At 70.8% G+C, this 21,688-nt stretch carries 17 protein-coding genes and 1 other RNA gene; 14 read left to right on the top strand and 4 right to left on the bottom strand.

Annotated elements, in window-relative coordinates; genetic code table 11:
* Nucleotides 1-13: 13 nt before the first annotated feature.
* The 6 genes from frr (at nucleotide 14) to DEJ28_RS11015 (ending at nucleotide 4,316) form a co-directional block, all read left to right on the top strand.
* Nucleotides 14-568 (top strand): ribosome recycling factor, encoded by a 555-nt coding sequence (gene frr / locus DEJ28_RS11040; RefSeq protein ID WP_111115759.1) that lies wholly within the window; start codon nucleotides 14-16, stop codon nucleotides 566-568.
* The gene (locus tag DEJ28_RS11035; protein ID WP_181433721.1) at nucleotides 568-1,563 is read left to right on the top strand and encodes a phosphatidate cytidylyltransferase; all 996 of its coding nucleotides are present in this window, start codon (nucleotides 568-570) and stop codon (nucleotides 1,561-1,563) included. Before frr ends, DEJ28_RS11035 begins: the two co-directional genes overlap by 1 nt.
* Nucleotides 1,564-1,627: 64 nt before the next feature.
* Nucleotides 1,628-2,176 carry a DivIVA domain-containing protein gene (locus DEJ28_RS11030; RefSeq protein WP_111115760.1) on the top strand — a complete coding sequence of 183 codons (549 nt, stop codon included), beginning with the start codon at nucleotides 1,628-1,630 and terminating at the stop codon, nucleotides 2,174-2,176.
* 60 nt (nucleotides 2,177-2,236) lie between these two features.
* Nucleotides 2,237-3,250, top strand: coding sequence for an aggregation-promoting factor C-terminal-like domain-containing protein (locus DEJ28_RS18075; RefSeq protein ID WP_502866928.1), 1,014 nt, complete (start codon nucleotides 2,237-2,239; stop codon nucleotides 3,248-3,250).
* Nucleotides 3,251-3,262: 12 nt separating this feature from the next.
* Nucleotides 3,263-3,568: an Rv1322 family protein gene (locus tag DEJ28_RS11020; RefSeq protein ID WP_181433722.1), complete on the top strand. Its 306-nt coding sequence runs from the start codon at nucleotides 3,263-3,265 to the stop codon at nucleotides 3,566-3,568.
* 19 nt (nucleotides 3,569-3,587) lie between these two features.
* The gene (locus DEJ28_RS11015; protein WP_111115762.1) at nucleotides 3,588-4,316 is read left to right on the top strand and encodes an alpha/beta hydrolase; all 729 of its coding nucleotides are present in this window, start codon (nucleotides 3,588-3,590) and stop codon (nucleotides 4,314-4,316) included.
* 172 nt (nucleotides 4,317-4,488) lie between these two features.
* On the opposite strand, the gene DEJ28_RS11010 is transcribed toward DEJ28_RS11015, so the two are convergent.
* On the bottom strand, nucleotides 4,489-6,327 hold the full coding sequence (locus tag DEJ28_RS11010; RefSeq protein WP_111115763.1) for a coiled-coil domain-containing protein: 1,839 nt from the start codon (nucleotides 6,325-6,327) through the stop codon (nucleotides 4,489-4,491).
* Between the two features lie 184 nt (nucleotides 6,328-6,511).
* Here DEJ28_RS11010 and DEJ28_RS11005 point away from each other — a divergent pair, with 184 nt between their 5' ends.
* Both DEJ28_RS11005 and DEJ28_RS11000 read left to right on the top strand, forming a co-directional pair.
* Complete coding sequence (locus tag DEJ28_RS11005; protein ID WP_111115764.1) at nucleotides 6,512-8,248, top strand: DUF8094 domain-containing protein; 1,737 nt, start codon at nucleotides 6,512-6,514, stop codon at nucleotides 8,246-8,248.
* Nucleotides 8,245-9,267: a tetratricopeptide repeat protein gene (locus tag DEJ28_RS11000; RefSeq protein WP_111115765.1), complete on the top strand. Its 1,023-nt coding sequence runs from the start codon at nucleotides 8,245-8,247 to the stop codon at nucleotides 9,265-9,267. The genes DEJ28_RS11005 and DEJ28_RS11000 overlap by 4 nt, the downstream gene beginning before the upstream one ends.
* Before the next feature lie 87 nt (nucleotides 9,268-9,354).
* On the opposite strand, the gene glgB is transcribed toward DEJ28_RS11000, so the two are convergent.
* From glgB to DEJ28_RS10985, 3 genes are all read right to left on the bottom strand, one after another.
* Complete coding sequence (glgB, locus tag DEJ28_RS10995; RefSeq protein ID WP_258368075.1) at nucleotides 9,355-12,093, bottom strand: 1,4-alpha-glucan branching protein GlgB; 2,739 nt, start codon at nucleotides 12,091-12,093, stop codon at nucleotides 9,355-9,357.
* Entirely contained in the window at nucleotides 12,090-14,090 is a 2,001-nt protein-coding gene (locus DEJ28_RS10990) for an alpha-1,4-glucan--maltose-1-phosphate maltosyltransferase (protein ID WP_181433723.1), read from the bottom strand. Before DEJ28_RS10990 ends, glgB begins: the two co-directional genes overlap by 4 nt.
* A 257-nt stretch (nucleotides 14,091-14,347) precedes the next feature.
* A complete protein-coding gene (locus DEJ28_RS10985; RefSeq protein WP_111115766.1) occupies nucleotides 14,348-16,486 on the bottom strand; it encodes a glycogen debranching protein in 2,139 nt (712 codons plus the stop codon).
* Nucleotides 16,487-16,546: 60 nt separating this feature from the next.
* On the opposite strand from DEJ28_RS10985, the gene DEJ28_RS10980 reads away from it, so the two are divergent.
* The 6 genes from DEJ28_RS10980 (at nucleotide 16,547) to ssrA (ending at nucleotide 21,645) form a co-directional block, all read left to right on the top strand.
* A complete protein-coding gene (locus DEJ28_RS10980; protein WP_111115767.1) occupies nucleotides 16,547-17,710 on the top strand; it encodes a cysteine desulfurase family protein in 1,164 nt (387 codons plus the stop codon).
* Between the two features lie 11 nt (nucleotides 17,711-17,721).
* Entirely contained in the window at nucleotides 17,722-18,831 is a 1,110-nt protein-coding gene (gene prfB, locus DEJ28_RS10975; RefSeq protein WP_111115768.1) for a peptide chain release factor 2, read from the top strand.
* A 51-nt stretch (nucleotides 18,832-18,882) separates the two neighbouring features.
* Nucleotides 18,883-19,641: a cell division ATP-binding protein FtsE gene (gene ftsE, locus DEJ28_RS10970; protein ID WP_111115769.1), complete on the top strand. Its 759-nt coding sequence runs from the start codon at nucleotides 18,883-18,885 to the stop codon at nucleotides 19,639-19,641.
* Nucleotides 19,638-20,552: a permease-like cell division protein FtsX gene (gene ftsX, locus DEJ28_RS10965; RefSeq protein WP_111115770.1), complete on the top strand. Its 915-nt coding sequence runs from the start codon at nucleotides 19,638-19,640 to the stop codon at nucleotides 20,550-20,552. The genes ftsE and ftsX overlap by 4 nt, the downstream gene beginning before the upstream one ends.
* A 137-nt stretch (nucleotides 20,553-20,689) precedes the next feature.
* Entirely contained in the window at nucleotides 20,690-21,166 is a 477-nt protein-coding gene (gene smpB, locus DEJ28_RS10960; protein ID WP_111115771.1) for an SsrA-binding protein SmpB, read from the top strand.
* Nucleotides 21,167-21,267: 101 nt separating this feature from the next.
* Nucleotides 21,268-21,645, top strand: a transfer-messenger RNA (tmRNA) gene (gene ssrA / locus DEJ28_RS10955).
* Nucleotides 21,646-21,688 lie beyond the last annotated feature (43 nt).

Raw genomic sequence — 21,688 nt, 5'->3', positions numbered from 1 at the left:
AAGGAGAACCACCGTGATCAGTGATGTCCTGACCGAAGCCACCGAGAAGATGGCGAAGGCCGTGGAGGTCGCCAAGGACGACTTCTCGACCGTCCGAACCGGCCGGATCAACGCCGCGCTCTTCCAGAAGATCCCGGTCGAGTACTACGGCACGCCGACGCCGCTGGCGCAGCTCGCGTCGCTGCAGACGCCCGAGGCCCGCACGCTCATCGTGACGCCGTACGACAAGTCGGCGCTCAAGGAGATCGAGCGCGCGATCGCGACGTTCCCGAACCTCGGCGCCAGCCCGTCGAACGACGGCGAGATCGTGCGCGTCACGATCCCCGAGCTCACGAAGGACCGCCGCAAGGAGTTCGTGAAGCTCGTGCGCAGCAAGGGTGAGGACCACAAGGTCGTCATCCGCAACATCCGCCGCCGGGCGAAGGACGACCTCGACGCGCTGAAGGGTGAGATCTCCGACGACGAGATCTCGCGTGGCGACAAGGACCTCGAGGGCCTGACGAAGAAGCACGTCGATCAGATCGACGACGCGCTGAAGAAGAAGGAAGCCGAACTCCTCGAGGTCTGATGCCCCGTCCAGACCAGGGCGGCGATGACCGCCCCACAGCACAGAAGCGTTCCGCGAAGGGGCTGCGCCAGGACTTCGATGCGCGGGCACGAGCTGCCCGCACGGACTTCGAGGCGCAGCTCCGGCAACGGAAGGCCGACTTCGGCGCGCGCAACGAGGCACTGACCGCACGGACCGGGCGCAACCTGCCCGCGGCGATCGGCATCGCGCTGGCGTTCGCCGTCGTCATGCTCGGGTCGTTGCTCATCTGGACGCCGTCGTTCATGGTCGTCGCGGCGTTCCTGCTCGGCGTCGGTGTGTACGAGCTCGCGAGCGCCATGCGCTTCGCGGGGCGCGACGTGCCGCGGATCCCGAGCGTGGCGGTGGCGGTGGCGATCGTGCCGGCCGCGTTCCTCGGCGGCCAGATCCCGGCGCTCTTCACCCTGCTCGGCGGCATCGTCCTCATCAGCCTCTGGCGGTTGGTCGAGGTCGCGTTCACGAACCCGAAGCCGCCGGCGGGCAACGTCTTCCGCGACCTGACGAACGGGCTCTTCGTCCAGGCGTACATCACGTTGCTCGGCGCCTGCGTGGTGCTGCTGTCGGCGCAGCGGGACGGTCAGCTGTGGGTGATCGCGTTCATCCTGGTGGTGGTGGCGGTCGACACCGGTGCGTACGCGACGGGGCTCAACCTCGGCAAGCACCCGATGGCGCCGCGGATCAGCCCGAAGAAGACGTGGGAGGGCTTCGCCGGCTCGGTCGCGGCGAGCATCGTCGTCGGGATCATCGTGTCGTGGCTCATGCTCGGGCTGCCGTGGTGGGCGGGCATCATCCTCGGCGTGCTCATCTCCGGCTCGGCGACGCTCGGCGACCTGACCGAGTCGATGATCAAGCGGGACCTCGGCATCAAGGACATCTCGTCGTTCCTGCCGGGTCACGGTGGGCTGCTCGACCGGATCGACAGCATCCTGCCGTCGTCCGCGGTGGCGTACGTGCTCTACCTCGTCATCAACCACTGACTGCTGCGTGACGTGCACCGCGCGTCCAGGTGGCACCAGGGTCCGGTCCTGGCAGAATGTCGCCGTGGCCACCACCTTCCCGAACGCAGACCGCTCCGCCCTCGGATACGACGTCGACGAGGTCGAGCGCTTCCTCGAGGACGCTCGTCGCGCCTACACGGCGAACGACAGCGCTCCCGGGATCGAGGCGGCGAAGATCCGCGCGACCGCGTTCTCGATGCGGAAGGGCGGGTACTCGACCGCGCACGTCGACGCGGCCCTCGAGCGGCTCGAGGACGCCTTCGCCGCCCGTGAGCGCGAGCGGGAGATGGCGGACGTCGGGCAGAAGGCCTGGTACGCCGAGGCGCGCTCGAAGGCCTCCGACGTGGTCGACCGACTGGAGCGGCCCGACGGGCAGCGGTTCAGCCGGGTCAGCTTCCTCGGCACCGGCTACCACCCGAAGGACGTCGACGCGTTCGCCAAGCGTCTCGGCGGCTACTTCCGTGAGGGCAAGCCGCTGAGCCTCACCGAGGTGCGCTCGATCGTCTTCCGGCCGAAGCACGGTGGGTACCGCGAAGCCCAGGTCGACGCCCTGCTCGACGCCGTCGTCGAGGTCATGCTCGCTGTCCGGTGACGACGCGCTGGTGTCGGGTGCTTCGCTTTCCGTGATCGTTCCGTTATCCTGGTCGAACTCATGGGCAGGCACACGTCGAACACCAGCTCCGACCGCGATACCCGCGAGCACCTCGGCCTCACGGCCGCCGGTGAGCGCCGCGCGGCACTGAACCGAACCCGCACGGCGGAGAACTCGGTCCTCCAGGCGAACCCGCAGGTGGCGACGGCATCGGTGCCGACCGCCCCGGTGAGCGCCCCCGGACCGCGCAGCGCCTCAGAACAGCGCAGCGCCCCCCGGTCGGTCGCGGCCAACCGCGTGTCCGAACCGCGGACGGGCGCCTCGGCTGCCGTTCGTGCCGCGACACCGTCCGACCCGCGCATCGTGAAGCAGCGCCGCGCCCGCGCGATCGCCGCTCCGTCGAAGCCGACCGCGATCCGTGGCGTCAACACCTTCATGCGGAAGCGCGCGACGATCCCGGCGCTGTCCTTCTTCGCCGTCTTCGGTTTCGTCGGCGGTTCGCTCTTCAACCCGATGCAGCCCGATGTCGCGCAGGCGGCGGTCTCCGCGCCCGTGCTCGTGAAGGCACCGGCTGCTCCGCAGGACTACACCGCGCACGGCACCTACGCGGCGTTCGACGTCACGCGCGACGCCTACGGGGTCACCGTGCCGAAGCCGAAGGTCGTCGCGAAGCCCAAGGTCGAGACCGACACGGACACCGACACCGCCACGGCGTCGGCCGCCCAGCCGGTCACCGCGTCGAACAGCCTGGCCGCCACCGCCGCGACGCCCGACCCGGGCAGCGCGCAGGCGATCGCGCAGCAGCTCGTCACCGCCCGCGGCTGGGGCACCGACCAGTACAACTGCCTCGTCTCCCTGTGGAACAAGGAGTCCGGCTGGCGCGTCAACGCGTACAACCCCAGCGGCGCCTACGGCATTCCGCAGGCCCTGCCCGGCAGCAAGATGGCCTCGGCCGGCGCCGACTGGCAGACGAACCCGGCGACGCAGATCACCTGGGGTCTCAACTACATCTCGGGTGTCTACGGCACGCCGTGCGGCGCATGGGGACACAGCCAGTCCTTCAACTGGTACTGATCGGCGGGACGGGTGCCGCGCAGCAACCGGCCGCGGCGTCCGCGTGGCCGCGTCTTCGGTCCTGAGGAGGAGCCAGCGGGTCTCGACCGGCTGATGAGCTCCTGGAAGCGCACCGAGGTCCGTCGCGGGCGCGAGTACCTCGTGCAGCCCGTGTCGGCGGCGTCGGCGCTGAAGGAGTACGTCTGCCCGGGTTGCGGCGGCACGGTCATGCCGGGCATCGCGCACGTGGTCGTCTGGCGTGCCGACGGCGTCCTCGGCGACGAGGCCGACCTGGCGTCCCGCCGGCACTGGCACAACCACTGCTGGAGCATCGCATGAGCCCCGACCGGACCGTGGCATGAGCGACGAGATCCGCTCGAACACGGAGCTGCCCGCGCGGCGCACCGACGTCGAGCTCGTGACCGACGACCACCTCACGCTCGTGGGCGAGCTGGCGGAGCCGCTCGACCGACCGGCGCGCGGCACGATCGTCACCCTGCACCCGCTGCCCACCGCGCACGGCTTCATGGACTCCCACGTGCTCAAGAAGGCGGCCGCGCGGCTCCCCGCCCTTGCCGACATCGCGGTCCTCCGCTTCAACTTCCGCTCGGTGACCTCACCACGTGGTACGTCCGAGGGCGTGTTCGGTGACGGCGTCTCCGAGGGATTCGACCTCCGCGCCGCGGTGACCGACGTCGTCGAGCGCGGACTCCCGACACCGTGGCTGGTCGGCTGGTCGTTCGGTACCGAGGTCGTCCTCAAGCACGCGCTCGAACACGTCGAGGCCGGCCGGGTCGCCGGCGTGGTCCTGCTGTCGCCACCGCTGCACCGCACCACCGACGAGGAACTCGCCCGCTGGGCGGACGCGTCGGTGCCGGTCGTCGCCCTGGTGCCCGAGCACGACGACTTCCTGCAGCCGGACGAGGCGGCACGCCGCTTCGCGATCGCGCCGAACGTGCGGGTGGTCCCCGTCGAGGGTGCGAAGCACCTCTGGGTGGGGGAACGGTACGTGCGGATCGTGCTCGACGCGATCGCGGACCTCGTCGTGCCGGGCAGCGCACCGCTGCCGACGCACCTGCCGCTCTAGCAGCCGACGCACCTGCCGGTCTGGCTGGCGACCCACCTGCTGTTCCGGGACCGGTCACGTCACGGACGTGAGCCGGCCTGGAGGAGCGTGGCGCGCCTCCAGGCCGGCCCGCCGTCAGCACATGGCGGCGTGCCAGCGTGCCAGCGTGCCAGCGCGTCAGCGCGTCAGCGCGTCAGCGTGTGGCGTCGGCGTCCTCGTCGGCGGCGTCCGCGGCGGCGCCCTCCGGCGCCGTCCCGAGCAGGCCCGTGGCGTGCGTCAGCACGCCGCGCAGGTTCTCGAGGTAGGCGGCCACCGCATCGCGCTCGGTGCGGATGGCGGCGAGGCGGTCCTCCGCCTCGGCGAAGACCGCGGCGGTGCGCTCCTCGGCGTCGGCGACCATCTTGTGCACACGGTCCTGCGCATCGGCGACGATCGTGCGCGCGTGCTCCTGCGCCTCGGAGGTGCTGGTGCGCTCGAGGTCGTCGGCCTCCTGCTGCAGGCGTTCCGCACGCTCACGCGCCTCGGCTGCCCGCCGCGTCGCCTCGGCCAGCTGGAGGTTCGCCTCGTCGAGGTACTTCTGCGTCTCCGTGACCGTCTCGTGGTGCTTCTGCAGGTAGTCCTGCTCGGCGTCGTCACGGCGAGCGGCCAGCTCGGACTCGAGGGTCGTCCGTGCCTCGTCGCGCTCACGGGCGATCTCGGCGCGGACCTCGTCGCGCTCCTTCGTCAGGTCGGCGCGCGCGGTGTCGATCTCCTGGCGCAGCGCGGTGCGCTCGGCCTCGAGCGTGCCGAGTTCGGCGGTGCGGCGGTCCGCGATCTCGGTGTCGACCTCGGCATGCTCGCGCTCCCGCCTGGCGGCCAGTTCGTTCTCGTGCTCGCGTGCTGCCCGTTCCGCCACGGCCTCGGCCTCGGCGCGCTCCCGCTCGATGCGTGTGGCGTGCTCGTCGAGCTCGCGGGCGATGCGGTCGGCGGTCTCCTGCGTCAGGCGTTCGTTCTCGGCGCGGGTCTGTTCCTCGTCGACGCGGAGCAGGGCGCGGGCCGCCTCGATCTCCTGCTCGAGCGCCGTGCGTGCGCCGGCGAGCTCGCGGTCCCACTCGGCACGTGCAGCAGCGAGCTCTTCGTCGAGGACGCGACGACGCTCGGCCAGTTCGGTCTCGAGCTCGGCCCGGCGACGGTCGACCTCGGCCGCGAGGTCGGCGCGCCCGGTCTCGAGCGCGAGCGCGTGCGCCTGCTGCTCCTCGTCGCGTTCACGGTGCCAGGCTGCCCGGCCCTCGGTGACCTCACGCTCGAGGGCGTCACGACGGGTGCGCTCCTCGAGGTCGAGGTCCTCGATCCGGCGGGTGTGGTCCGCCTCGAAGACACTGCGACGGTGCTCGGTCTCGCGGTCGAGGTCGGCGGACGCCTGGCGGGCGTCGGCGGACTCGCGCTGGGCGAGTTCGCGGAGCTCGGCGACCTCGTGCTCGACCTGGGCACGCTGCGCGTTGGTCTCACGGATCGCGATGGAGCGGACCTCGGCCGCCTCGGTGACGGCGGCACCGCGGAGTGCGGCGGCCTCGTTGCGGGCGTCCTGCACGAGCAGGCCGGCCTCGGCGCGGGCACGCTCGATGGTGTCGGCGGACTCGGCGCGGGCGCGGGTGAGCTCGTTGGTCGAGCGGGTTCGGGCGTCCTCGAGGGTGTCGCGCGCTTCTTCCTGGGCTTCACGGAGGGTGCGCTCCGCCTCGGCTCGGCTCGACGCGCGGAGTCGCTGGGCGTCGATGTCGGCCTGGCTGATGAGTCGCGTGGACTGCTCTTCGGCGACACGGAGGGTGGACTCGAGGCGCGTGCCGAGTCCGCTGTACGTCGGGGTGCCGGCCTCGTCGAGCTCGCCCTGCAGCTCGGAGACGCGCGACTGCAGGAGTCGGATCTCCTTCGCAGCGTCCGCGCGGTCGTTGTTCGACTTGATGAGCTCGCGGCGCAGGTCGTTCAGTGCACGGTCCACGTCGTCGCGGCGGTACCCGCGCAGCTCGCTCCCGAACTCGGCCTCGTCGTTCGCCACGTGTCGCTCCTGTGTGCTCGGCGGAGGGCCCGATCCGGCCCGGGCACGATCCTAGCGGCGAGCACGGACGGGCGGCTGTGTTCGCGGACAGCGGTGGAGGATGCGCTGCTCAGGCTCGCTCGCTATCCTGGGGCGCTGATTCGCGCGCCGTCACCCCCACCCCGGCGCGGTAGGGAGAAGATCCGTGCGATTCGTCCTGGCGATCGTCAGTTTCGTCATCGGTCTGCTGCTCGTCGCGCTCGCGGTCGGACAACGGACCGTGTTCGAGCCACCGTCGTCCCTCGTCGCGGCATCCTCCTCGAAGAGCTCGGCGCCGGTCACGGTCATCCCGGGCTCGACCCTCAACGCGAACCCCGGGTACCAGCGCATCAACGTCGCCGGATCGGGCAAGGTCTTCGCCGCCTACGGCAAGACCACCGACGTCGAGGCCTGGGTCGGTGACGCGAAGCACACCACGATGCGCTTCGACGCCGACCAGGACCGTCTCGTCGGCCGGACCACGGGCAAGGAGTCGACCGTGCCCGACCCCGCCGGCAGCGACCTCTGGTACCAGGAGTACGACAGCGCGGGACAGTTCACCGTCCGCCTGCCGAAGGACGTCTCCGTGATCATCGTCGGCGACGGCACGTCCGCGGCGCCGAGCGACGTCTCCGTCACCTGGCCGCGCGACACGGCGACCCCCACGGTCGGGCCGCTCCTCGTGGCCGGCGGCGTGTTCCTCGTCGGCGGTCTGGTCCTGCTCGTCTGGGCGTTCGTGCACCAGCGCCGTGGCCGTGGCCCCCGTCGTCGGAGTGGCGGGTCCCGTCCTCCGCGCGTGCGGGCCTCGCGTCGTGCCGCAGCGGCCGGTGCGCAGGTGCCCGTCCGCGGACGTCGTGGTCGTCGTGCGTTCGTGGCGATCCCCGTGCTCCTCGTCGGTGCGCTCGGCCTGGCCGGGTGCTCCTCGGACTACTGGCCGCAGGGCGGATCCGCCGCGTCCCCGACGCCGAGCGCCACCGCGACCGGCGCCGCCACCCAGACCGAGCCGACCGCCGCGACCAAGCAGCAGATCAGCCGGATCGTCGACCGCGTCGCCGCCGTCGCCAAGCAGGCGGACGCGACGCGCGACGCGCGGCTCGCCGGCGGTCGCTTCACCGGCGCCGCGCTCGAGCTGCGGGAAGCCAACTACACGATCCGCGCCAAGGACACCGACGTGGACGCCCCGCCGTCGATCTCCGCCGGCCAGGTCTGCGTGGCGCTGCCGCAGCAGACCGACTCGTGGCCCCGTACGGTGTTCGCCGTCGTCGCGGAGGACTGCGACGCCAAGTCCGCTCCGCAGGCCCTGACGCTCGTGCAGGACTCCGCACGCGACGACTACAAGGTCGCGTACGACGTGTCACTCGAGGCCGCCGCGAAGATCCCGAGCCTCGCACCGACGTCGATCGGTGCGTCGTTGCTCGCCCCGAACACGAAGCTGCTCTCGATCGCGCCCGACCAGATCGGCCGCGTCTACGGCGACATCCTGTCGAAGGACAAGGACAGCGCCTACGCGTCGCTGTTCCAGGCAGAGGGCGACGGTCTCCGCTCGACGATCGGCAAGGCGTACAAGGACAAGAAGTCCGAGTCGCTCCCCGACACCGCGAAGATCGAGTACTCGTCCGAGGTCCCCGCGGACAGCGCGTTGGCGATCGCGACCGACGGAGCCGGCGCGCTCGTCTCCGCCGAGCTCAACGAGATCGAGAAGGTGACCCCCACCGCAGCCGGCGCCGAGGTCAACACCGAGGGCGCCGTCAAGGCGCTGTCCGGCGTCGACTCCAGCACGAAGGGCATCACCGCCACCTACGGCGTCCAGTTGCTCTTCTCCGTGCCCCCGGTGGGCAGCGATGAGAAAGTGGTCCTGCTCGGGTTCACGCAGGGCCTGACAGCAGCGAGTGAGGTGCAATGACCAACGTCCCCCCGACCCCGTCCGGTCTCCGCGGAGCAGTCGACCTGTCATCCCTGGTCGACCGTGCGCAGCGGCCGCAACAGCCGTCCACCGCCGGTCCCGCGGGTGTGCCTGCCGGCGCCGGCCCCGGAACACCCGGTACGCCCGGCGTTCCCGGTGGTGAGACCGGCGCGGACCTGACCGTCCCGTCGCTCGTCCTCGACGTCACCGACCAGACGTTCCAGGACGTCCTCCAGCTGTCCTCGATCGTCCCGGTGATCGTCGACATCTGGGCCGAGTGGTGCGGACCGTGCAAGCAGCTGTCGCCGATCCTCGAGCAGCTGACCGCCGAGTACGACGGCCGCGTGCTGCTCGCCAAGGTCGACGCCGACACGAACCCGCAGCTCGTGCAGGCGTTCCAGGCGCAGTCGATCCCGACCGTGGCCGCGCTCATCGGCGGACGCCCCCTCGGGCTCTTCGTCGGTGCGCTGCCCGAGGCCCAGGTCCGTGACGTCTTCGAGCAGGTGCTCGCCGCCGCCGAGGAGAACGGTGTCTCCGGCCGCCTGACGGTCGACGGTGCGGCCCCGGCCGACGCCGTCGAGCAGGGCGAACCGGAACCCGAACCCCTGCCGCCGCACCACCAGGCCGCGTACGACGCGATCGAGCAGGGCGACTACGCCACGGCGATCCAGGAGTACAAGACCGCCATCGCGCAGGACCCGCACGACCAGATGGCCGTGGCGGGACTCGCACAGGTGTCGCTCCTCGACCGGCTGAACGGCCACACCGCGGACGACATCCGTGCCGCCGCGGCCGCCGGGCCGTCCGAGGTGTCGGCGCAGCTCGCCGTCGCCGACCTCGACATCTCGGGCGGACACGTCGAGGACGCCTTCGGGCGCCTGCTCGACCTCGTCCCGACGGTGTTCGGCGACGACCGTGAGGCCCTGCGCGTGCGGCTCGTCGAGTACTTCGAGCTCATCGGTGCGGAGGACCCGCGCGTCGTCGCGGCCCGCCGTCGCCTGGCGAGCGCCCTGTACTGAGCCCCCGACACGGACGGACGGGAGGCGCGGTGCCAGCTGGCACCGCGCCTCCCGTTCCGTCTGTGGCTGGTTCTGGTCCCTGCCGGCCTACGGCGCCAGCTTGAGCCAGACGGCGCCGAGCGGCGGCACGACGACGTGTGCCGAGGCCGGGCGACCCGCCCACGGGGTGTCGTCCGCCGTGACCACGCCGAGGTTCCCCACACCGGACCCGCCGTACTCCGCGGCGTCGGTGTTGAGCACCTCGTGCCACGCCCCGGCCGCGGGCAGCCCGAAGCGGCGCTCGACCGGCACACCGGAGAAGTTCACGAACACCGCGAGCCGGTCGTCCCCGTCCTTCCGCAGGAACCCGAGCGTGGAGTGCGGAGCGTCGCCGCCCTCGATCCACTCGAAGCCCTCGGCCGTGGAATCGTGCGTCCACAGCGCCGGGGTCTCGCGGTACACCCGGTTGAGCGAGGCGACGAGGTCCTGCACGCCACGGTGTCCCGGGTCGTCGAGGAGCCACCAGTCGAGCCCACGGGCCTCGGACCACTCGGAGGGCTGGGCGAACTCCTGCCCCATGAAGAGCAGCTGCTTGCCGGGATGCGCCCACATGAACGCCAGGTAGGCGCGCACGTTCGCACGCTTCTGCCACTCGTCGCCGGGCATCTTGCCGTACAGGGAGCCCTTGCCGTGCACGACCTCGTCGTGGCTGATCGGCAGCGTGAACTGCTCGCTGAACGCGTACACGAACGAGAACGTGACCTCGTCGTGGTGGTAGCTCCGGTAGAGCGGTTCGCGCTCGATGTACTGGAGCGAGTCGTGCATCCAGCCCATGTTCCACTTCTGACCGAAGCCGAGGCCGCCGGCGCTCGTGGGCTGGGTGACGCCGGGCCACGAGGTGCTCTCCTCGGCGATCATGACGATGCCCGGGTAGCGCTTGTACGCGGTGGCGTTGGTCTCCTGCAGGAACGAGATCGCCTCGAGGTTCTCGCGACCGCCGTGGATGTTGGGCAGCCACTCGGTGCGGGAGTAGTCGAGGTAGAGCATCGAGGCGACGGCGTCCACGCGGAGTCCGTCGATGTGGAACTCCTCGAACCAGTACAGGGCGTTCGCGACGAGGAAGTTCCGCACCTGCGGCTGCCCGAAGTCGAACACGTAGGTGCCCCAGTCGAGCTGCTCGCCGCGGCGCGGGTCCGGGTGCTCGAACAGGGCGTGGCCGTCGAACTTGCCGAGTGCCCACTCGTCCTTCGGGAAGTGCCCGGGGACCCAGTCCATGATCACGCCGATGCCGGCCGTGTGCAGGCGGTCGATGAGGTACCGGAGGTCGTCGGGGGAGCCGAAGCGTGCGGTCGGCGCGTAGTACCCGGTGACCTGGTAGCCCCACGAGCCGCCGAAGGGGTGCTCGGCGAGCGGCAGGAACTCGACGTGGGTGAACCCGAGGTACTGCACGTGCCCGATCAGCTGGTCGGCGGCCTCGCGGTAGGACAACCCGGGCCGCCACGAGCCGAGGTGGACCTCGTAGACGCTCATCGGGCGGTCGTGCGTGGTGGTCTTCGCCCGGTGCTCCATCCACTGCGTGTCGCCCTCGGACCACGTGTAGTCGGAGCGGGTGATGACGGACGCGGTCAGCGGCGCGATCTCGGCGCGGCGCGCGAAGGGGTCGGCCCGCTCCACCCATCCGGAGTCCGTGAGGATCTGGAACTTGTACCGCTGGCCGACCATCGCGCCGGGCCAGAAGAGCTCCCACACGCCCAGGTCGGTGAGCCGACGCATCGCGGTCGTGCGGCCTTCCCAGCCCTCGAAGTCGCCGATGACGCGGACCGCCGTGGCGCGGGGTGCCCAGACGGTGAACGCGACGCCGTCGACACCGTCGACGGTCTTGACGTGCGCGCCGAGGTGGTGCCAGAGCTGCTCGTCACGGCCTTCGCCGAAGAGGTGCAGGTCGAGCTCGCCGATGGTCGGCGGGAACCGGTACGCGTCGTCGGTCGTCCACGTGATGTCGTCGGTGTCGATCGACGGGTCGTGGTCGTAGTCGGCCTCGACCCGGTAGCGACCGAGTTCCTCTGCGGTGGCACCGGCCCAGAGACCGTCGCCCTCGTGCGTCAGTTCGATGTCGTCGCCGTCGAGCCGGACGAGGCGGACCGCGGTCGCGAGGTGCCGCACCACGCGGACGCTCGTGCCGCCGTCGACGGGGTGCGGGCCGAGTACGTCGTGCGGCTGCGACCAGCGTGCCTCGGCGACCTGCTGGCGGAGCCACTCCTCGACCGGTGCGGGACGCGGTCCGGAGGCCTGCGCAGCGCTCGTCGTCGTGCCGGTCGGTGCCAGGGGGCTCCCGCCTTCGCTGGTGGGCGCGTCCGCGCCGTCGCCGGGGCCGGTGGCGGCGGTGGCGGCGGTGCCGGAACCAGCATCAGGGCCGTCGCCGAGACTGACAGCGGGCTCGGCGGCATCGGGTGTCGCCGCCACGCCCTCGACCGCGATGTGCCGCGGGTGCTCCGCGTCGGACGCGTGGCCCGCGAGCGTCGCCGACTCGGGGACGTCACGGTCCGGCGCCTCACGACGCGACGGAGGCGCTCCGGGCAGGTCCTCGCCGGGGCCGGACGCGATCGGCTCGTACCGCGGTGCGGCCGCCTTCGGCGCCGGGACGCGGGACTCGGCACCGCCCTGCTGGTCAGCAGGGGTCCCCGGTGCGATGTGCTGCGCCGGGTGGGTCGGACGTGGCGTGTCGGCCGGCATCCGACGCGGGAGCACGGGCGGCGGAGGCGGCGGGACCGGCGGCACGCTGGGGCCCTGGCCCCGGTTCGTCGGCGCTGCCTTCGGTGCGTCGTCCTCGGGGTGGGTGTCGGTCATCGGCGGGGTCCCTCCACGACGAGCAGGTGCACGGGTTCCTGGAATGCGTCCAGGCGGACGTAGTTCGACGATCCCCAGACCCAGCGCTGGCCGGTGACGACGTCGCGGACGTCGAACGGCTGCTCGGGGTCGAGACCGAGCGCGGCCAGGTCGAGGTGGACCGTGGTCTCACGGGCCGAGTGGGGATCGACGTTGGCGACGACGATCACGGTGTCGTCACGGCCGGAGCGGATGAACCGGCCGGGCAGGTGCTTCGAGTACACGACGATCGCCGGGTCCTCGGCGTCGTGCACGTGCAGGTTCCGGAGCTGGCGGAGCGCAGGGTGCGCCTGCCGGAACCGGTTGAGCATGGTGACGTACGGCGCGAGGCTCGCGCCCTCGGCCTCGGCCAGCGCGAAGTCACGCGGCTTGTACTCGTACTTCTCGTTGTCGATGTTCTCTTCCGAGCCCGGACGCGCGACGTCCTCGAAGAGCTCGTAGCCGGAGTACATGCCCCACGTCGGAGCGCCCGTGGCAGCCAGTGCCGCACGGATCTTGTAGCCGGCACGGCCGCCGAACTGCAGGTACTCGGTGAGGATGTCCGGCGTGTTCACGAACAGGTTCGGGCGGAGGTAGGCGCTCGTCTCGTGCGACAGCTCGTCGAAGTACTCGGCGATCTCGTCCTTCGAGTTGCGCCACGTGAAGTACGAGTACGACTGCTGGAACCCGACCTCGGCGAGGGCCCGCATCATCGCCGGGCGCGTGAACGCCTCGGCCAGGAACACGGTGTCCGGGTGCTCGTCGCGGATCTCACGGATGACGCGCTCCCAGAACCAGAGCGGCTTGGTGTGCGGGTTGTCGACGCGGAAGATCCGGATGCCGAAGGCGATCCAGTGCCGGAGGACGCGGAGGACCTCGGCGACGATGCCCTCGGGGTCGGTGTCGAACTGGATCGGGTAGATGTCCTGGTACCGCTTCGGCGGGTTCTCCGCTGTCGCGATGGAGCCGTCCGCCCGCACCGTGAACCACTCCGGGTGCGCGGTGACCCACGGATGGTCGGGGGAGCACTGCAGTGCGAAGTCGAGTGCCACTTCCATCCCGGTGTTCTTCGCCGTCTCGACGAAGTCGCGGAAGTCGTCCTCGGTGCCGAGGTCGGGATGGATGGCGTCGTGCCCGCCCTCGGGACCACCGATCGCCCACGGGCTGCCGGGGTCGTTCGGCCCCGGCGTGAGGGTGTTGTTCGGTCCCTTGCGGGCGGTCGTGCCGATCGGGTGGATCGGCGGCAGGTAGATGACGTCGAAACCCATCCGGGCGACCCCGGGCAGGCGCCGTGCGGCGGTGCGGAAGTCGCCGCTCTTCCACGAACCGTCGGCGTTCTTCTTCGCCCCCTCACTGCGCGGGAAGAACTCGTACCAGGCGCCGACGCCCGCACGGGTCCGCTCGACGTCGAGCAGCACCGTCGGGGAGTGCGTGCGGAGCGAGGTCAGCGGGGCGTCCTCGACCTCGCCGGTGATCCGCGGGTCGTCGACGGCGGCCAGGCGTTCGGCCGGGTCGAGGTCGGCGTCGCGGACGCGTGCCGCTGCGCGGGTCGCGGCGGGGGAGTCGGTCTCGTCCGCGAGGCGGTCGAGGAGCAGGGCGCCGTCGAGCAGCGTCGCCTCGGTGTCGACGCCGGCCGCGATCTTGAGGCGTGCGGCGTGGAGCCACGTCGCCCAGTCGTCGGAGTACGACTCGACGTGCCACGTCCAGACGCCGACGTGGTCGACCTGCACGGTCGCCTCGTACCGGTCGGTGCCGGGGGCACCGAGCACCATCGGGACGGTGCGGGTGCCGCCGTCGGGGCGCTCGAGGACGAGGTCGGCGCCGATGATGCCGTGCCCTTCGCGGAAGACGGTCGCACCGAACGTGATCACCTCGCCGTCGAACGCCTTGCCGGGGAATCCGTTCGGGGTCGTGGGGGCGAGCTCGGTGATCGGGATGCGCCCGATCTTCGGACGGCGGGGTCGGTCTGCGGTGGCCACGGAGCCGACGCTACCCGGCGAGCGGCTCCGCGTTCCCCGGAATCCGCCCTCTGTGGAGGGCCGGGCGCGCCGTGGACCTGTGGAGGGACGGCCTGGAGGCGCGTGGCGGACCCGTCCCGCGCCTCCAGGCCCGGTGCTGGGTCGCGCGTCACCGCGAGACGCCGCGCCCGTCGCGAGACGCCGCCGGATCCGGCGGTGTCCCGCACGCCGGCCGGTGTCCCGCACGCCGGCCGGTGTCGCGACCCGACGCCCGCGCGCTACGCGATCTCGAACACGTGGATCCCCGGACCGTACGCCGTGAACACCTGCCCCGCGGGACGGAGCCGCTCGTGGTCGCGGTGCTTCTCGCTCGACCAGACGAGCCGGTACCCGAGGACGTCGTCGCGCACCGGCAGGGTGAGGTCCCGCGTCCGCCCGCTGCCGTGCACCACGACGAGCACGCGGTCGAACGGCTCGTGCTCCGGCGTGGACTCGACGAAGTACTGCAGTGCGCGGTGGATCGGACGGTCCCAGCCCTCGATCGTCATCGGGTGCCCGTCCGGGCCGTACCAGGACATCCGCGAGGCTCCGGGGGTCTCCTGCCCCTCGACGCCGAACCGTGTCGGGCGGAGCGCCGGGTGCGCGGCCCGCAGGCGGGCGAGGGTGGCGACCACGTCGGTCATCGCCTCGGCGTCCTCGTCGTCGGACCAGTTCACCGGGGTGAGGTCCTCGGAGACGACGTACGCGTTGTTGTTGCCGTGCTGGGTGCGGCTGCGCTCGTCGCCCGCGGTGAGCATCGGCACGCCCGCCGAGAGCATCAGCGTGCCGAGCAGGTTCCGCATCGACCGTCCACGCGCCGCGCGGACGCCGCGGTCGACGGTGTCGCCCTCGATGCCGTGGTTGAAGGAACGGTTGTCGTTCGAGCCGTCCCGGTTGTCCTCGCCGTTCGCCGCGTTGTGCTTGCCGTCGTACGACACCAGGTCGAGCAGGGTGAAGCCGTCGTGGGCGGTGACGAAGTTGATGCCGGCGAGCGGGCCGCGGGAGGTGTCGAACAGGTTCCGGGAGCCGGTGAGGGCCCCGGCGAGCGCGCCGATCCCGGTCGCGGGGGAGCCGTTGCGGCGCTCCTCGGCGATGTCGGTCAGCCAGAACTGCCGGACGGTGTTCCGGAAGCCGTCGTTCCACTCGCTCGTGCGCGCGCCGAACGAACCGGTCTTCCAGCCGTCGGGTCCGACGTCCCAGGGCTCGGCGATGACGAGGGTGTCCTGCAGGTCGGGGTGGTTCCGGATCCGGTCGAGCAGGGGGTGCTCCGGGTCGAACACGTGGCGGTCGTCGCGGGCCAGTGCAGCCATCAGGTCGAAGCGGAAGCCGTCGACCTGCACCTCGCGCGCCCAGTACACGAGGCTGTCGACGATCAGGTCCGCCGTCGCCTCCACCGAGGTGTCGAGGGTGTTCCCGCAGCCGGTGGTGTCGTAGTACGAGCCGCGCACGCGGGCGCGGCCACCGGCGGGGTCGCCGGCAGCGTCGCCGGCAGCGTCGCCGGCGGCGCCACCGGCGGCGCCGCCGTCGTCGGGGTCCGCCGACCACCGGTACCGGTTCGCGCCGTCGATGCCGCGCAGCGACGAGGTCGGGCCGCCGAGCCCTTCTTCCGCCGTGTGGTTGTAGACGACGTCGAGCACGACCTGGATGCCGGCCTCGTGCAGCAGCCGGACCATGCCCTTGAACTCGCGGAGGACGGCCGAGGCCCCCTCGGCCCGGGCGCCGGGGGAGGCGTACGCGGCGTGCGGGGCGAAGAACCCGAGGGTGTTGTAACCCCACGCGTTCTCGCGGCCGGCGTCCTGCAGCCAGTGCTCGGTGTCGAAGGCGTGCACGGGCAGGAGCTCGAGCGTCGTGACGCCGATGCGGTGCAGGTGCGCGATGGTGCTCTCGTGGGCGACACCGGCGTACGTGCCACGGAGGTCCTCCGGCAGGTGCGGGTTCGCGGCCGTCAGGGTCCGGACGTTCGCCTCGTACACGACGGTCCGGTCGAGGGGTGTGCGCGGCTTCACGACGCCGCCCCAGTCGAAGGAGTCGTCCACGACGACGCTCGTCCAGCGCGGGGCGGGACCCGCGCCCGTCGTGTCGTCCGCGTCGCCCGCTGCCGGTGCGATCCCGCGTGCGGCCGGGTCGAGCAGCGGCCGGGTGACGTCGAACTCGTGCCGCGGCCCGGTCGGCCCGTCGACGAGCAGATGGTACGTGTCGCCCGGTTCGACCCCCGGCACGTCCGCCGCCCAGGTGTCGCCCGTGTTCGTCAGCGGGAAGGAACCGCGCCCGTCCACCACCAGGGTGACCGAGGTCGCCGTCGCCGAGCGCACCGAGAAACGCGGGTCACCGGCCCCCAGGACGAACCCCGGGGACTCGTTCACAACCGTCTCGCGCATGCCCACAAGGGTACGAGGACCCACGGGTATCCTGGGGACGCTCGTTCAGGGGGTCCCCGATTGCTCGTTTACCTCGACCACGCCGCGACGACGCCGATCCTGCCGGAGGCGCTCGCCGCGTTCACCGCTGCGCTCGGCACGGTCGGCAACCCGTCGTCGATCCACAGCGCAGGGCAGCAGGCGAAGATGCTGCTCGAGGACGGCCGTGCCGCCGTCGCCGCGTCGCTCGACGCCGAGCCGGTCGAGGTGGTCTTCACCTCCGGCGGCACGGAGAGCATCAACCTCGCCGTGAAGGGCCTCTTCTGGGCCCGCCAGCAGGACCGTCCGCGTCCCCGCATCGTGGTGCCGGGCGGGGAACACCACGCGACCGTCGACACGGTCGAGTGGCTCGAGCGCCACGAGGGCGCGGTCGTCGACGTGGTCCCGTTGGACGCGCAGGGTCGCGTCGACCTCGCCGGCCTGGAGGCGCGACTCGCCGATGCCTCGGACGTCGCCCTGGTCACGTTCCTGTGGGCGAACAACGAGGTGGGCACCATCCAGCCCGTGTCACGGATCGTCGAGCTGGCGCACGCCGCCGGCGTGCCCGTGCACAGCGACGCGGTCGCGGCCTACGGGCAGGTACCGGTGTCCTTCCGGCAGTCCGGGCTCGACGCGATGAGTGTCTCCGCGCACAAGATCGGTGGTCCGGTCGGCATCGGCGCGCTCGTGCTCGGTCGACGCGCCACGGTCGAGCCCCTCATCCACGGCGGTGGTCAGCAGCGGCAGGTGCGGAGCGGCACGCAGGACGCCCCGGCAGCCGCGGCCTTCGGGGTCGCGGCCTCGATGCCGCACGCGGACGTCCGGGCGCTGCGGGACCGACTGGTCGCCGGGGTCCGGGCCGCGGTGCCGTCCGCGGTGCTGATGGGGGACCCGGTCGACCGGCTGCCCGGCAACGCGCACTTCACGTTCCCGGGGTGCGAGGGCGACTCGCTGCTGTTCCTGCTCGACGCCGCCGGGGTCGCGGTGTCGACCGGCTCCGCGTGCCAGGCCGGCGTCCCCGAGGCGTCGCACGTGCTCCTGGCGATGGGACTGTCCGAGCAGGACGCCCGCGGAGCGCTCCGGATCACCCTCGGGCACACCACCACCGAGGCCGAGGTCGACGCGTTCCTCGTGGCGCTGCCGGATGCAGTCGCGCGGGCCGGCGCTGCGGGGATGGCGTCGAGGGAACCGCTCCTGGGTCGGTAGGATCGACCACCATGGTCGAACTGGACTTCAACGAGCAGATCTCCGCCCTCCGCGAGACCTTCGGGAACATCCGCTCCGTGGTCGACGTCGACCGCCTGCAGCGCGAGATCGCCGACCTCAGCGAGCAGGCCGGCGCGCAGGACCTCTGGGACGACGTCGAGCACGCGCAGCAGGTGACGAGCGCGCTCTCGCACCGGCAGTCCGAGCTCAAGAAGATCACCGACACCGAGCAGCGCATCGACGACCTCGAGGTGTTGGTCGAGATGGCGAACGAGGCCGAGGACCAGGACTCCGCGGACGAAGCGGTCGCCGAGCTCAAGGCGATCCAGAAGACCATGGGCGACCTCGAGGTGCAGACGCTCCTCGACGGCGAGTACGACGACCGGCCCGCCGTGATCACGATCCGCGCCGGTGCCGGTGGTGTCGACGCGGCGGACTTCGCCGAGATGCTGATGCGCATGTACCTCCGGTACGCCGAGCAGCACGGCTACAAGACCACCGTGATGGACACCTCCTACGCGGAAGAGGCGGGCATCAAGTCCGCCACGTTCGAGGTCGACGCGCCGCACGCTTTCGGTACCCTGTCGGTCGAGGCCGGCACGCACCGCCTCGTCCGGATGTCGCCGTTCGGCGCCGCGGGCAAGCGCCAGACCTCGTTCGCCGCGGTCGAGGTCATCCCGCTCATGCCGGAGACCGCCGTCATCGACATCCCCGAGAACGACATCCGTGTCGACGTCTTCCGCTCGTCCGGCCCCGGCGGCCAGTCTGTCAACACGACGGACTCCGCCGTCCGCCTGACCCACCTGCCGACCGGCACCGTCGTCTCGATGCAGAACGAGAAGTCGCAGATCCAGAACCGCGCCGCCGCCATGCGCGTGCTGCAGTCGCGCCTCCTGCTCCTCAAGAAGGAAGAGGAGAACGCGAAGAAGAAGGAACTCGCCGGCAACATCACGGCGAGCTGGGGCGACCAGATCCGCAACTACGTCCTCGCGCCGTACCAGATGGTGAAGGACCTGCGGAGCGAGCACGAGGTGAACAACCCCACAGCCGTGTTCGACGGCGACCTGGACGGCTTCATCAACGCCGGCATCCGGTGGCGGAAGCAATCCGTCGGGTCCTGAGCCGCGCGCCTCGGTTGATTTCCGGGGCGACCGACCTACCCTGATCCGGTCATGATCAAATTCGACCAGGTCACCAAGGTGTACTCGGGCAACCCGAGTCCCGCCCTCGACGCCATCTCCCTCGAGATCCTCAAGGGGGAGTTCGTCTTCCTCGTGGGTGCATCCGGGTCCGGCAAGTCCAGCTTCCTCCGGCTCGTGCTGAAGGAGGAGAAGCCGTCGCGCGGGCAGATCCACGTGCTCGGCCAGCGGCTCGGCTCGCTGTCGTCGCGCAAGGTCCCGTACTTCCGCCGCAACCTCGGCGTCGTGTTCCAGGACTTCCGGCTGCTCCCGAACAAGAACGTCTTCGACAACGTCGCGTTCTCGCTGCAGGTGATCGGCAAGAGCAAGGGCTTCATCAGCGAGGCCGTCACCGACGTGCTGAAGCTGGTGGGTCTCGCCGGCAAGGCGACCCGCATGCCGCACGAGCTCTCCGGTGGTGAGCAGCAGCGTGTGGCCATCGCCCGCGCCGTCGTGAACAAGCCGGCGATCCTCCTCGCGGACGAGCCCACCGGAAACCTCGACCCGACGACCTCGGCCGGCATCATGGCGCTCCTCGAACGCATCAACCAGGGAGGCACCACCGTGCTCATGGCGACCCACGACGCCAGCATCGTGAACCAGATGCAGCGACGGGTCATCGAGCTCTCGAACGGCACGATCCTGCGCGATGAGCAGTCCGGCGGGTACCAGACCCAGGCCGTGCCGATCCAGCGCGGCTCCGGCGTCTCGACCACCACCGGCATCCAGACCATCCCGGGGATCATCCGATGAGGCTCGGGCTCGTCATGTCCGAGGTCGCCTCGGGCCTCCGTCGCAACGCGTCGATGGTCGTGTCCGTCGTCCTGGTGACCTTCATCTCGCTCACCTTCGTGGGCACCGCGATCCTGCTCCAGATGCAGATCAACCAGATGAAGGGGTACTGGTACGACCGGGCCCAGGTCGCCGTGTACCTCTGCACGGACACCGACACCACCGGCAACTGCACCGGGGCCAAGGCCACCGACGACCAGCGTCAGCAGGTGCAGTCGCAGCTCGACTCCTCGACCCTCAAGCCGTACATCGAGAAGACGTACTACGAGGACCAGGACCAGGCCTACGACCGCTTCAAGCAGCAGTTCAAGGACTCGCCCGCCACCGAGTTCGTGAAGCCCGCGTACCTCAACGAGACCTTCTGGGTGAACCTGAAGAACCCGTCACAGGCGGACGTCCTCGTCGAGAGTCTGTCGAAGGTCGCCGGCGTGCAGAGCGTGGTCGACCAGCGCGGGTACCTGCAACCGATCTTCAACCTGCTCAACGCGTCGTCCTACACCGCGATCGGCATCGCGTCGTTGATGCTCATCGCGGCCGTGCTGCTCATCGCCACCACCATCAGGTTGTCCGCGTTCAGTCGACGGCGAGAGCTCGGCATCATGCGACTCGTCGGGGCGTCGAACCGGTTCATCCAGACACCGTTCGTGCTCGAGGGGGTGATCGCCGCGGCCATCGGGGCGGTCCTCGCGGGTGGTGCGATCGTCGCGGTGGTGTGGTTCTTCGTCCGGAACTACCTGTCGCAACGGTTCTCCGGAACGGCGTTCATCGGCATGGGCGACGCGGCCATCGTGGTGCCGTCGGTGATCGTGATCGGTGTCGTCCTCGCGGCGCTCTCGGCGCTCATCGCGATCCGCCGCTACCTCAAGGTCTGACCCCGGCCGCCGGGCCCCGGCAGGCTCTCGACCCGCGGCGCGCCGGGAAGGTGCGCCGCGGGTCGAGTGTTGGGTACTCTGTAGGGCTGCGCAGCACGGCCGGGACGAGCAGCACCGGGCATCGAGAGGAGACACGCATGGCGAAGGAACGCGGCGAGAAGATCGTGGCGACGAACCGTCGTGCGCGTCACGACTACCTCATCGAGGACACGTACGAGGCCGGCATGGTCCTGTCCGGCACCGAGGTGAAGTCCCTCCGTGAGGGGCGTGCGTCGCTCATCGACGGGTACGCCTTCATCGACGGCGGCGAAGCCTGGCTCGACGCCGTGCACATCCCCGAGTACACCGAGGGCACGTGGAACAACCACGCGCCGCGGCGGAAGCGGAAGCTGCTCCTCCACAAGCAGCAGATCGTGAAGATCTCGCACAAGACGGCGCAGGGCGGGTACACGCTCGTGCCGCTGCAGATCTACTTCCACGACGGCCGCGCCAAGGTCGAGATCGCCGTGGCGAAGGGCAAGCGGGAGTTCGACAAGCGTCAGGCCCTCCGCGAGAAGACCGACAAGCGCGAGGCCGAGCGGGCCATGCGCACCCGGAACCGCGTCGGCGAGTGACGGTGGCGTCAGCAGCCTCCGTCAGCTAGACTAAGGGACTGCTCCGATCGGAGCATTTGCAACTCAACAGCGTGACAGCGGCTCGCACGTCCGGCCCGCATGGGGATGATCGGTTTCGACATCGCCTGTGTGCCGACGGGAAGCGGGCCGAGGACCCACGGTCATCTCGTCAACGATCCGTGGAAAACAACAAGTGCCAATTCCAAGCGCACTGACTTCGCTCTCGCTGCGTAAGCAGCCCAGCACATGAAGTCCGTCGGCCAGGTGATCGTCTTCTAACCTGAGTTCCGGCGTCATCCAGAGGACTTGCTGCACGGTTGCGCCTCAGGGCCGTGCGGGACTTGCACTGAGACTGGGCCCGTCGTCCTAGAAGCCGGTAGCAAAGGACGGGGCCGAGCAGAACGAACTATCCGGATACGCCCGTAGAAGACGTCGAATTGCAGCGATGGACGGGGGTTCGATTCCCCCCATCTCCACCATTCGTCGGTCGTCGAGCCGCTGTCACGCTGAACGCCCCGTCGT

It is taken from the genome of Curtobacterium sp. MCPF17_002, assembly GCF_003234115.2.
Classification (GTDB): domain Bacteria; phylum Actinomycetota; class Actinomycetes; order Actinomycetales; family Microbacteriaceae; genus Curtobacterium.
The sequence above is the reverse complement of the archived record's forward strand: the minus strand, read 5'-3'. Positions and strand labels throughout refer to the sequence as shown.

Bases quoted from the DNA above. Each gene is read 5' to 3' on its own strand.
- DEJ28_RS11035 (WP_181433721.1), top strand. From the start codon at position 568: ATGCCCCGTCCAGACCAGGGCGGCGATGACCGCCCCACAGCACAGAAG.
- DEJ28_RS18075 (WP_502866928.1), top strand. From the start codon at position 2,237: ATGGGCAGGCACACGTCGAACACCAGCTCCGACCGCGATACCCGCGAG.
- DEJ28_RS11015 (WP_111115762.1), top strand. From the start codon at position 3,588: ATGAGCGACGAGATCCGCTCGAACACGGAGCTGCCCGCGCGGCGCACC.
- DEJ28_RS11000 (WP_111115765.1), top strand. From the start codon at position 8,245: ATGACCAACGTCCCCCCGACCCCGTCCGGTCTCCGCGGAGCAGTCGAC.
- glgB (WP_258368075.1), bottom strand. From the start codon at position 12,093: ATGACCGACACCCACCCCGAGGACGACGCACCGAAGGCAGCGCCGACG.
- DEJ28_RS10985 (WP_111115766.1), bottom strand. From the start codon at position 16,486: ATGCGCGAGACGGTTGTGAACGAGTCCCCGGGGTTCGTCCTGGGGGCC.
- prfB (WP_111115768.1), top strand. From the start codon at position 17,722: ATGGTCGAACTGGACTTCAACGAGCAGATCTCCGCCCTCCGCGAGACC.
- ftsE (WP_111115769.1), top strand. From the start codon at position 18,883: ATGATCAAATTCGACCAGGTCACCAAGGTGTACTCGGGCAACCCGAGT.
- ftsX (WP_111115770.1), top strand. From the start codon at position 19,638: ATGAGGCTCGGGCTCGTCATGTCCGAGGTCGCCTCGGGCCTCCGTCGC.
- smpB (WP_111115771.1), top strand. From the start codon at position 20,690: ATGGCGAAGGAACGCGGCGAGAAGATCGTGGCGACGAACCGTCGTGCG.